Raw genomic sequence first — 10,264 nt, 5'->3', positions numbered from 1 at the left:
CCTTCTCCAGCTCAGCGTCGGCAAGCAGTCGCTTGAGCTTGCCGTTCTGCTCCCGCAGCTCCTTGAGCTCTTTCGCGGCGTCGGTGTCCATCCCGCCGTACTGGCGGCGCCAGTTGTACAAGGTCGCTGCCGACACCTCAAGCTCCGCCGCGATCTCCTCCTGCGTCTTCCCTGCAGCGGTGAGCTCATCTGCTCGTCGCAGCTTGCGCACGATGTCTTCCGCGGAGTTCCGCTTCCGTCCAGCCATGTTCTCCATAGTCCTATCCGCCCAGCTCATGGGCAACAAGACTCTAAAACATGATGGCCCCGTTCGCCGGGGACACGCCAGAAACACTGACAGGGACATTTTTTGTTGTCCAATTTTCGGTCTGGTCGCGCCGCGGGTGCGTTGAAATGCGGTTCTTGGCAGGCATGTCGTTTCTGCCGTGGATCAGCCCATAGGTCGCTGGATCGAACGACCTGCCGGGGCCGGTGTTAGCAGCTGAACGGACTTTCGTTGTTCCTGGATGGAACGAACTGCGGCAATGTTGAGACAGCCCTAGCGCGAGTTGGCAAGCCTTTGGACCTCGGCGGGGACTGGTCGGCCTGTCTTGGCGCTTGCAGCGACTGCGGCTCGGGCGGCGGCTCGGCGTACGGCGAGGCTACGGGTGGCGGGGGCCGTTTGGTTCTTCGGTGTCGCTGTTGTCATCCTCTGCCTCCTCTTCGTATGAGGTGTCGGTGTCGCCAAGGGCGATTTGTTCGGCGATGACTTGGACGATATCGGAGTCGCTACGTGTGGCCAGTCTAGATGCGACGAGCGTTTCGAGCACCCGCCATCCGAGCTGGGCTTCGGCGTCGGTGTTGCCATAGGTGCGTTCGAAGGCCCAGGTCGTTCGTCGCCACCATTCGGACCGGCGGTCGGCTGAGTTCTTTTGTTGCCAGGTGACGATGACGCCGGAGCTGGCGACGAGTCCGACGAGGAGTGTCACCCACGCCTGTGCTGGCACGGTGCGGAACCTCCTGAGCGTGAATGGTTGAGTCCGCAGAACCATAGGTGTCCAATACGACAAGATGGGCGGTGTCACCGGTCGAGAGCGCATTGCGTGCTTGGGGTTCTCGTGTTTGCCCCGAATCGGTGTATAGAAGCTTTGGCTGCCTGACGCGAGGTGGTCATTCGGGAAGCTGGAGCGAGCGAGGCAGATATCTTTTTCAGTCCGCATCACCCACGCTGTTCGGATTCACCGACCTCGGCTTCTCGACGGCACGTTCCAGCCATCCGGGCACCGCATCGGCTCCGCCCGGATCGTCCAATTCGGCGATGGAACCAGGCGGAGCTGCGTGACCGCACACTGACGGTGCGCCAGATGCGTGAGTGTCTGGGAGGCAGCCAGCGCTGCGCCCACCCCTACTCGGATCGAACGCAGTACCGGGAGGAGTGAGTTGGCCCTAGATTTCGTGGGCGCGTAGGGAACTATCGAGAGTACTCATGAGCTGGCCGAGTCTGCCTTTCCCAGCGGGTGCAGCCGGGTACCGCCCGAGGACATCGAGCAGCACGGAGGTAGCGCGGTCACGTGTCGACTGTATGGATTGTGCTGCGGCGGCTTCATTGCCACCTGCATTCAGCTCGGCTACCCGGGCGGCACACGCCGCCGCTCGCAAGATGTGGCCAACTTGCGTCGCTCTGGCGATGGGGTGCAAGTAGGCGGCGGCCGCGGCGTCACCGCACGCTCGCGCTGCGAGCTGTCCGGTTTCGGTCCTAACATCCCTCGCGGCCCGATGCGCATCGAGAGCGGTGAGGCGCTGCAAGTTGGTTCTCGGGGCTCCGTCGACAAAAATCCATGCAGCGTCGAGTGCCGCTCGTGGGCGTCGATCGTCAGGTGCAACGGCCTCGAATGCTGACAACAATTGTTGTGCACTCTCGGCGGCGAACCTTGCGACGGTGCGCAACTCGGCCATCGTCAGTTCGAAGTCGTTGGGTGCCTGTGCCATCGGTTTGATTCTCGCAGGTGACTTGGCGGGAAATTCACAGCGGTCCGAAACCGGTCGCTTCCTGGACCAACTGGCTCGACATGAGCTACGGTCGAGGTCACGTCGCGTGCCGGTGGCAGTCTGTGTCAGGCATGGAGGCGTCGAACACGGGAGCTGCACGATGATTTCGGCGCACCCTTCTTGCTCGTGTGACTAGCCGCGATCTGCGCTCGTCCGGCGCACGATTGACCGGCGCATTCTCACCCTCAGTGAGCCTGGCGATGGTGAAGTTTTGCGCGATCTTGCCAAGCACACGAGCTGGCCGGAATCAGCTATCAGATTCATCGCCTCGACCAAGAGGCCCACCTCGCCGAGATCTAGTGGCCAACTCTGACCTCGATGACAGGAAACTGATGACTGCCAAATTCAACCACATGATCATTCCCACCAACGACGCCAAAGAATCGGCGACGTACTACCGGAGCCTTCTCGAAACTGTGGATGCTCCCTCGTGGGGACCATTCGCCAACCTGATCATGTCTGACGGTGTACTCCTGCAATTCGCCACGCCGCCGACGACTTTCGACTCCTTGCACTTCGCGTTCTTGGTCGACGAAAAGCATTTCGATCGAATCGTTGCCTGGCTGATTGAGTCCAGCACGGACTACTGGGGCGACCCGCAACGCTCGCAGCACAACGAAATTCGACACGAAGACGGTGGACGAGCACTCTACGTCCTCGATCCGGCAAACCACCTGGTTGAATTTCTGACTCGACCGTACGTGTGATGGCGCGTCGAGGTCATCGGGCGCACGCGGTGCGAGATCCAATGTCGTTCTACCCGATGGCCTCGACTCCGCGCGCTGACGAATCTCGCCGAATTCGCAGGCGTCCGATTCGACAGCTGCAGAGTGATGGAGGGACTACCAGATAGAGATGATGCCCACCTCTACTCGCCGTCGATTCTACGATTACGTCCTGTTCGATCAATCTTAGATCACAGCTGGGATGACAGGGTGGACAACGCGTTGCGTCACAGAGGGGAGTTCGGTCTGCTGATCACCGAGCGGATGGAAAGCTCGAAGCCCGCAAGTAGCTCGAGCCTTCCCGTCGCCAGTTAGGGGAAGAAGGCAATCGGCGGAGTTCCAGTGCCGCACGCCGTGTTTCCGATGGCGGCGGATCCGCACTGAGCGAATGCAGCCAAGATGGTCGACCAGGACGGAAGCGCCCCATAGAACGGCCCGCCCATTTCGGCACTGCCGGTGCCTATCGGTGCTGCGATGGCTGCGGCGGGAGAGCCGAGCGCAGCGGCTCCGACGATGAGGAATACTGCGGCGAACCTTTTCATGTGAATAACCAATCGGTTGGCGGATCACGCGACCCAATGTGCAGGCTATCTCACCATTCTCGCAGTTGGTCGATGACGCACGAGAAGCCCGCTACACGCAGGCTATGCCCCGTGATGATCACGCCCGGTCTGCCGAAGTACCCAATGAGCCAATCGATTTCGCTCTCTGGCGGCAGTGGAACGAACTTGGCTGGGCCTGGGTCAAGGGTTGCCGAAGGGGGCGTCTGATCGAGAACGTGCAGTAGGCAATGACGCTGGTGCCGCTCTACTCGAATGTCCAGGGCACCAACACCACCAGCCACCCGTCCGGGTCCTCGAACAGCACGGCGCCGTGGTCCGTCCAATATGGGTTGGCGGTTACAACCGGGGTATGACCGTGATCGGTGAATCGCTTGCATGCGGCCGCCAAGGCTTGCGGCCCTTTGAGGTAGAGGACCAGCTGATTCTCGTGGTCCCGCTCAGGAATACGTGGCGGTTCGCCGAACTGTAGTAACTCCATCTGAACGGGGGAGCCCGGCAAACCGAATACGACCCCGTCGTATCCGCTGTGATTTCGCCACTGCGCCAGAACCCGTAGTCCGACAATGTCGCGGTAGAAAACGAGTACCTCTTCGTAGTTTGCGGTGGGACGCGCAAATCGAACTGCGCCGACATCAAGATGAGCGGGCCAGGGCGGAGACATTTGAGTACTATTCCGCTGGTCGTTGCCGAGCACAGGGGCAAACGATTTTCAGGCTGTGATGAAGAGTCGGTTGAGAACTGGCGATGTGCGGATCCCGATGAGTTTTGCCCGCCGGTGCAGTCTTCAGTTGCATGGGACAACTCAGCTATAGCTTCAACGTATCGGTGGATGGGTACATCGCCGACGCGCAAGGCAGCATCGACTGGTCCGATCCGAGCGAAGAACTGCATCAATACTGGAACGATCTCGAGCGGGAGACTGCCTTGTCGTTCTATGGGCGCCGGCTCTACGAATTGATGTCCGCGTTCTGGCCGACCGCCGACAAGTCCCCGGACGCTGGCCCGACTATCGTCGACTTCGCCCACATCTGGTGCAACATGCCCAAGGTCGTGTTCTCGCGCACCCTGGAGTCCGTCGACTGGAACTCTCGCCTCGAACGCGGCGACCCGGTCGAGGTGGTGAGGAAGCTGAAAGCCGAAACCGACGGCAGATTGGCGGTGGCCGGGGCGACTTTGGCCGCACCTATTGTGCAGGCGGGACTGGTGGACGAGTACCGGATCGTGATCTCGCCGATCGCAGTCGGCGGCGGCATACCGTTCTTCCCGACACTGCCGTCCTGGATCTCGCTGCGACTGGTGGAGAACCGCACCTTCCCCGGAGGCGCGGTCTTGCTGCGCTACGAGGCGAAGTAGCTGAAGACTCCGCCGTCATCGGGTGAACCGTGCGACAACCGATCTGGCCCGCGACCCGGAACTCTTTCATCGGGAGTGGTTGAATCGTCTCCAATGCTGGGTGGATCCGTCCGCCCTGAATCGAGAGGTCGCATCATGCATGTTGGCGTTGACAGCTTCGTCTCCTCCGTGACAGATCCGACGGACGGTCGGGTGATCGGGCCGGCCGAGCGGATGGGGCATCTGCTGGAAGAAATCGCCCTTGCTGACCAGGTCGGGCTGTACTCGTTCGGGATCGGCGAGCATCACCGCAGCGAGTACTACGACTCGGCACCGTCGATCATTTTGGCCGCCGCGGCCGCTCGGACGGAACGGATCCGCCTCGGCAGTGCGGTCAAGGTGCTCAGCGCAGATGATCCGGTGCGGGTGTTCCAAGAGTTCGCCACCCTGGATCTGATCTCGAAGGGCCGGATCGACCTGGTCGTAGGCCGCGGGTCCTTCACCGAGTCGTTTCCGCTGTTCGGCCTCGATTTTGCCGACTACGACTCTCTCTTCACCGAGAAGCTGGAACTGTTGCTGCAGATCCGCGACAACATCGAGGTCACGTGGTCCGGTCGGCATCGCCCACCATTGGTCCAGCAGAGCATCTACCCGCGGCCGGTGCAGGATCCTTTGCCGATCTGGGTCGGCGTCGGTGGAACCCCGGAGTCCTTCGCCCGCGCAGGCATGCTGGGGCTGCCGCTGATGATTGCGATCATCGGTGGTGAGCCGCGCCAGTTCGCCCCGCTCGTAGACCTGTACCGACGCGCGGGAGCCCAGGCCGGTCACGCCCCAGAGAAGCTGCAGGTAGGGCTGCACGTATTCGGCTTCGTCGCCGAGACCACGAAGGTGGCAGCAGACACCATCTACCCCGGCTGGAATGAAATGTTCACCAAAATCTCCCGAGAGCGCGGTTTCGCCCGGCCGACCCGCCAGCAGTTCGACGCCACATCCGGGCCTGACGGTGCCTTCTTCATGGGAGACCCGCAGACGGTGGCCGAAAAGATCCTGCGGGTCGGGGAACAGCTAGGCGGCGTCGACCGGTTGTCGCTGCAGATGACGAATCCGAGGCTCGCCCACGGCGACCTACTTCGCGGCATCGAGTTGCTCGGCACCGAGGTTGCCCCTCTGGTGGCGAAAGCCTGACTTCGGCGCTGATAGCTACCGGCGGCACATCACTGATCACGCCGATGTCGTGCTGCCGCCTCGGCGAGTGTAGAGCGGACTTCTTCATCGGTGGTCTGCTCGAATCGTGCATACGACGCCCCCACCCCGAGGAACCGGCGAGGCGTGGAGACGCACACGAGTGCGTCGACCAGTTCTTGGAGTTCAACGCGGCTCGACGCCGGAGCCACGGGCACGGCGGCAACGACGTGGGTGGGGTCGTAGCGATGCACAACCTCGAGCGCCACTCGCATGGTTGCTCCGGTCGCGACGCCATCGTCGACGACGATCACCGACCTCCCGTGGATCCGGGCAGGCGGTGCGTTTCCGCGGTAGAGCTGCTCGCGACGCTGCAGCTCACGTTGTTCTTCGGTGATCACCTGTTGTAGCTCAACCGAATTCACTTTCTCGGCGCGGATCACGTCTTCGTTGACCACCATCGCTCCACCGCCGGCGATGGCTCCCATGGCCAGTTCAGGCTGTCTGGGGACTCCGAGTTTGCGAACGACGAGAACGTCCAACTGCGCGTGCAACGACGTAGCGACTTCGGCGGCGACCGGCACTCCGCCACGCGGCAAGGCGAGCACCAGCACGTCTTCGGAGAACTCTTCGGCGTCGAGAAGGACCGACAACGCCTGCCCGGCGTCGGCTCGGTCGCGGAACGTTCTCGTCCCCATGTCGAACAGTTACCCACGGCATCGAGGCACAAACTCCTCGAACCCGCGGTTCTTTCCGGCGCTCAGGCCGTGGACTTCCTGAGCTCGAATTTCAGTATCTTGCCCGTCGGCGTACGGGGGAGGTCCAGTGGAAAAACGATCTCGTCTGGGACTTTGAACTTCGCGAGACGGCCGCGTGTGTACTCGATCAATTCTTCGGCGCTGACGTCGGCGTCCTTCTTCTTGATCACGAATGCTTTGGGGCGTTCTCCCCACTTCGGGTGCGGGACGCCGATGACGGCGGCTTCCAACACCGCTGGGTGGGACATGAGGGCTTGTTCGATTTCCACGGTCGAAATGTTCTCGCCGCCCGATATGACGATGTCCTTGGCGCGATCTTTGACCTGGATGTAGCCGTCCAGGTGCATTACCCCGAGGTCGCCGCTGTGGAACCAGCCGCCGGCGAACGCTTCCGCTGTGGCTTTCGGATCCCGGTAGTAGCCGAGCATGACGTTGTTGCCGCGAAGGACGATTTCACCCATCGTCTGTCCGTCGGCTGCGACGTCGTTCATTTCGGGGTCGACGACGCGTGCGTCCTCGGCTTGAATCATCCCGACGCCCTGTCTGGACATCAGCTCGGCGCGCTCGTCGGATTTCAGGTCGTGCCAGTCGTCCTGAACTTCGCAGATTGTGTACGGCCCGTATACCTCGGTCAGCCCGTACACGTGGACGACGGTGATTCCGAGTCCTTCGAGCTTGGCGATGATGCTCGGTGCTGGTGGCGCTCCGGCGGTGGTGATGTGCAGGGCGTCCACGTGATGTGCTTGGGGTGCTTCGGCGATGGTCGAACAGACAACCGGTGCGCCGCACAGGTGCGTGACGCCGAGGTTGTCGATTGCATCCCACACTGCGTCGGCGCGAACCGCGCGCAGACAGACGTGGGTGGCGGCTGCCTGAGTGACGGCCCAGGGTGTGCACCAGCCGTTGCAATGAAACATCGGGAGGGTCCACAGGTATTTTGTCGAGCCGGTGAAACCGTTGTGGAACGTCTCGCCGAGCGAATTGAGGTAGGCGCCACGATGTGTGTACATCACGCCCTTGGGCTTGCCGGTTGTTCCGGAGGTGTAATTGATTGCTATGACTTGCTGTTCGTCCTCCACGCCCCAGACCAACGGGGGTGCATCGACGAGGTTGCCGGCCTCGGCGAGAAGGTCTGAATACTGGCCGGTGACAACGCCTTCCGGAACGGTGGGGGGATCGATCGTAGAGTCGGGGATCTCGATTATTTCCTGCAGCGACGGCACTGCCGCGCGGGCACCGGAGGCGGATTCGACGAGCTCCGAATCGACGAACAAGATCTTGGTGCCGGAGTGGTCGAGGATGTAGTCGAGCTCGCTGCCGGTCAAACGTGAGTTGAGGGCAACGAGGACGCCACCTGCCAGAGGAACGGCGAAGTGCGCAAACAACATTTCCGGGGTGTTGGGACTGAGATATGCGATGCGGTCGCCGGGTTCGATGCGGCTCGACAGGACGCGGGCGAGACGGTCGACTTCGTCACCGAATTGCTTGTAGGTATAGCGGCGGTCGCCGTGAATCACAGCCACCCGATTCGGGAATACGCTCGCCGAACGCGCCAAGAAACGCAGCGGGCTCAAGGGCGTGTTGTTGGCGGACGACAGTCCGGCGGACGACAGTGTCGAATCGAGCATCGGGTGAGACCTTTCGAAAAGCGATAGTCTTGTGACGCGCACTACACGTTACCGTTGACGCTAGTTACAGCAGGGAGAACACCGCTACCCCCAAGAGTGGGTATCGAGCGGGCATGAGAGGGATCGTGAGTCGACATCTGAGGCCGAGCGACCGTGATGCGTTGCAAGCCGAATTGCGGACGCTGAAGGCGACGACTTCTTTTCCGGTGCTGTTCGGCGGCACCGTCGAACACGGGAATCTCACCTTGTCCGGGTTCCTGGGTACGCGTAGCACCATTCTCCGCAACCTCGTGATCGACGTGCGGTGCGGCGTCGGTGGTCGCGCGATGGCCGAGCAGCGGCCGATCGGCGTGCAGGGCTACGCCACATCACTGTCGATCACTCACGAATACGACTATCAGGTCGGGGCGGAGGGGATCGAGACCCTGCTGGCGGTGCCGGTGGTCGTGCGCGGACGGACTCGCGGAGCGTTGTACGGCGGGTTGCGGGTGAATCAACCCCTCAGTGACCGCCTGACGGACATCGTCGTAGAGCGTGCGCTGGAACTGGCACGGGAAATCGACATTCGTGACGAGGTCGACCGCAGGCTTGCCATGTTGGCGTCCTCGGGAAGGGTGGAAACCCCGACAGCTCGGGACGACCGCCAGATGGATGCCATCATCGAGAGCTATCTCGCGTTGCGATCCATCGCCGACCGCATGGAAGACACTGACCTCGAAGCAGAAGTGACGGCCGTCGAGCACATCCTGCGCCGTATGCTGCCGACGGATCGACGAACCTCCTCGGTGACCTTGTCGAAACGCGAAATCGAAGTTCTCGAGTATGCATCGCTCGGTTGCCGCAACGCCGAGATAGCGGCGCGACTGTCGTTGAGTGTCGACACCGTCAAAACGTATATGCGAAACCTGATGGGCAAGTTGGACGTAGCCACCCGGGCGCAGGCTGTGGTCGAGGCGCGTCGGCACGGACTACTCGGTTAGAGCACAATGAATTGCGTTGGTGCGACCAACATCTACATCAGAGGACTTTGTGCTCTCGTCTACGTACCTCAGCCGTGCAATCGTGGTGATCATCGGCGGTAAGTCGCCGCACCCTTTTTATCTGTCGGGAGGCTGGCATGGTCTTGGCGAATCATCAGGAAGTCGTTGTCGGAGTGGATGGTTCACCCAGCAGTACGGGTGCGGCTCTGTGGGCTGCAGGTATGGCGGACCGTCTGGATTCTCCGCTGCACATCGCGTGCGCGGTTCAGGAACCGACGTGCTACATGGCCGAGTCCGTCATGGTGATACCCGAGGAAGTGTGGGACCAGCAGCGTCGCACCGCCGAGGAGATTGTCGACGAGGCAACGAAAGCCATCCTGGAGCGGCATCCGTACCTCAGTGTGAGCGCACATGTCGACGCCGTGCCGCCCGCGGAAATGCTGGTCGATCTGTCGGCTTCGGCACGGTTGATGGTGGTCGGTAGCTCTGGGACAGGCCTTGTGTTGTCGACATTGCTCGGTAGCACCGCCAAGGTGGTGGCTGACACCGCAGCGTGCCCTGTCGTCGTGTGGCGCGAAGGCGCACAGGACCCGAATTCCCCGATCGTGGTCGGAATCGACGGCAGCGCTACTAGCGCCGCCGCGATAGCGATGGCATTCGAAATAGCCGCGCGGCTCGAGGTGCCGCTCATTGCTGCGCATGTTTGGAGCGCCGCATCACAGGCGGGAGGCGTGACGTTGCCTCTCCTCATCGACTGGGCGGCCATCGAGAAAGAGGAGTCGGTCCTCCTCGCGGAAAGCCTGGCGGGGTGGGTCGAGAAGTACCCAGAGGTAGTGGTCGAACGTGTTCTCCGACAGAGCAACCCCGCGCACGCGCTCGTAGACTTGTCCGAGCACGCCCAACTCGTCGTGGTGGGAAGTAGAGGACGAGGTCCGGTGAGAAGCGCCTTATTGGGATCTACCAGTAGCAATCTCGCACACCACGCGCGCTGCCCCGTCATGATCTGCCGCGTGCGCTCGTGAGACCTCGTGGTGGATCTCCGTCGGTCGATCACGAGGAAAGAGCAGG

At 61.8% G+C, this 10,264-nt stretch carries 12 protein-coding genes; 5 read left to right on the top strand and 7 right to left on the bottom strand.

Annotated features, from left to right (window positions below; all coding sequences use genetic code 11):
- From O1W68_RS14235 to O1W68_RS14225, 3 genes are all read right to left on the bottom strand, one after another.
- Window positions 1–247, bottom strand: a 247-nt coding sequence (locus O1W68_RS14235) for a transposase (RefSeq protein ID WP_269304474.1), incomplete at its 3' end; no start/stop codon positions are given.
- Between the two features lie 394 nt (window positions 248–641).
- Window positions 642–986: a hypothetical protein gene (locus O1W68_RS14230; protein WP_269304472.1), complete on the bottom strand. Its 345-nt coding sequence runs from the start codon at window positions 984–986 to the stop codon at window positions 642–644.
- Window positions 987–1,425: 439 nt separating this feature from the next.
- Entirely contained in the window at window positions 1,426–1,968 is a 543-nt protein-coding gene (locus O1W68_RS14225; RefSeq protein ID WP_269304471.1) for a putative immunity protein, read from the bottom strand.
- A gap of 392 nt (window positions 1,969–2,360) precedes the next feature.
- On the opposite strand from O1W68_RS14225, the gene O1W68_RS14220 reads away from it, so the two are divergent.
- A complete protein-coding gene (locus tag O1W68_RS14220; RefSeq protein WP_269304470.1) occupies window positions 2,361–2,735 on the top strand; it encodes a VOC family protein in 375 nt (124 codons plus the stop codon).
- A gap of 329 nt (window positions 2,736–3,064) precedes the next feature.
- Here O1W68_RS14220 and O1W68_RS14215 read toward each other — a convergent pair whose 3' ends face one another.
- The gene (locus O1W68_RS14215) at window positions 3,065–3,295 is read right to left on the bottom strand and encodes a hypothetical protein (protein ID WP_269304469.1); all 231 of its coding nucleotides are present in this window, start codon (window positions 3,293–3,295) and stop codon (window positions 3,065–3,067) included.
- Window positions 3,296–3,560: 265 nt separating this feature from the next.
- Window positions 3,561–3,977, bottom strand: coding sequence for a VOC family protein (locus O1W68_RS14210; protein ID WP_269304467.1), 417 nt, complete (start codon window positions 3,975–3,977; stop codon window positions 3,561–3,563).
- A 131-nt stretch (window positions 3,978–4,108) separates the two neighbouring features.
- Here O1W68_RS14210 and O1W68_RS14205 point away from each other — a divergent pair, with 131 nt between their 5' ends.
- Together O1W68_RS14205 and O1W68_RS14200 are read left to right on the top strand one after the other, a co-directional pair.
- A complete protein-coding gene (locus O1W68_RS14205; RefSeq protein ID WP_269304465.1) occupies window positions 4,109–4,669 on the top strand; it encodes a dihydrofolate reductase family protein in 561 nt (186 codons plus the stop codon).
- Between the two features lie 135 nt (window positions 4,670–4,804).
- Window positions 4,805–5,833: an LLM class flavin-dependent oxidoreductase gene (locus tag O1W68_RS14200; protein ID WP_269304463.1), complete on the top strand. Its 1,029-nt coding sequence runs from the start codon at window positions 4,805–4,807 to the stop codon at window positions 5,831–5,833.
- A gap of 29 nt (window positions 5,834–5,862) precedes the next feature.
- Here the strand turns inward: O1W68_RS14200 and O1W68_RS14195 are convergent, their stop codons facing one another.
- The gene (locus O1W68_RS14195) at window positions 5,863–6,528 is read right to left on the bottom strand and encodes a phosphoribosyltransferase (protein WP_269304462.1); all 666 of its coding nucleotides are present in this window, start codon (window positions 6,526–6,528) and stop codon (window positions 5,863–5,865) included.
- 62 nt (window positions 6,529–6,590) lie between these two features.
- On the bottom strand, window positions 6,591–8,216 hold the full coding sequence (locus tag O1W68_RS14190) for an acyl--CoA ligase family protein (protein WP_269304460.1): 1,626 nt from the start codon (window positions 8,214–8,216) through the stop codon (window positions 6,591–6,593).
- A 113-nt stretch (window positions 8,217–8,329) separates the two neighbouring features.
- On the opposite strand from O1W68_RS14190, the gene O1W68_RS14185 reads away from it, so the two are divergent.
- Both O1W68_RS14185 and O1W68_RS14180 read left to right on the top strand, forming a co-directional pair.
- Window positions 8,330–9,196, top strand: a complete 867-nt coding sequence (locus O1W68_RS14185; RefSeq protein WP_442972360.1) for a LuxR C-terminal-related transcriptional regulator — start codon at window positions 8,330–8,332, stop codon at window positions 9,194–9,196.
- Between the two features lie 137 nt (window positions 9,197–9,333).
- Window positions 9,334–10,218, top strand: a complete 885-nt coding sequence (locus O1W68_RS14180; protein WP_269304458.1) for a universal stress protein — start codon at window positions 9,334–9,336, stop codon at window positions 10,216–10,218.
- Window positions 10,219–10,264: the final 46 nt, after the last annotated feature.

The sequence above is a fragment of the Rhodococcus sp. H36-A4 genome, from assembly GCF_027158005.1.
Lineage (GTDB): Bacteria > Actinomycetota > Actinomycetes > Mycobacteriales > Mycobacteriaceae > Rhodococcoides.
This window is presented reverse-complemented; position numbering and strand designations above follow the sequence as displayed.

Coding starts and splice junctions, on each gene's coding strand:
- O1W68_RS14205 (WP_269304465.1), top strand. CDS start 4,109: ATGGGACAACTCAGCTATAGCTTCAACGTATCGGTGGATGGGTACATC.
- O1W68_RS14180 (WP_269304458.1), top strand. CDS start 9,334: ATGGTCTTGGCGAATCATCAGGAAGTCGTTGTCGGAGTGGATGGTTCA.
- O1W68_RS14190 (WP_269304460.1), bottom strand. CDS start 8,216: ATGCTCGATTCGACACTGTCGTCCGCCGGACTGTCGTCCGCCAACAAC.
- O1W68_RS14225 (WP_269304471.1), bottom strand. CDS start 1,968: ATGGCACAGGCACCCAACGACTTCGAACTGACGATGGCCGAGTTGCGC.
- O1W68_RS14215 (WP_269304469.1), bottom strand. CDS start 3,295: ATGAAAAGGTTCGCCGCAGTATTCCTCATCGTCGGAGCCGCTGCGCTC.
- O1W68_RS14200 (WP_269304463.1), top strand. CDS start 4,805: ATGCATGTTGGCGTTGACAGCTTCGTCTCCTCCGTGACAGATCCGACG.
- O1W68_RS14220 (WP_269304470.1), top strand. CDS start 2,361: ATGACTGCCAAATTCAACCACATGATCATTCCCACCAACGACGCCAAA.
- O1W68_RS14210 (WP_269304467.1), bottom strand. CDS start 3,977: ATGTCTCCGCCCTGGCCCGCTCATCTTGATGTCGGCGCAGTTCGATTT.
- O1W68_RS14195 (WP_269304462.1), bottom strand. CDS start 6,528: ATGGGGACGAGAACGTTCCGCGACCGAGCCGACGCCGGGCAGGCGTTG.
- O1W68_RS14185 (WP_442972360.1), top strand. CDS start 8,330: ATGAGAGGGATCGTGAGTCGACATCTGAGGCCGAGCGACCGTGATGCG.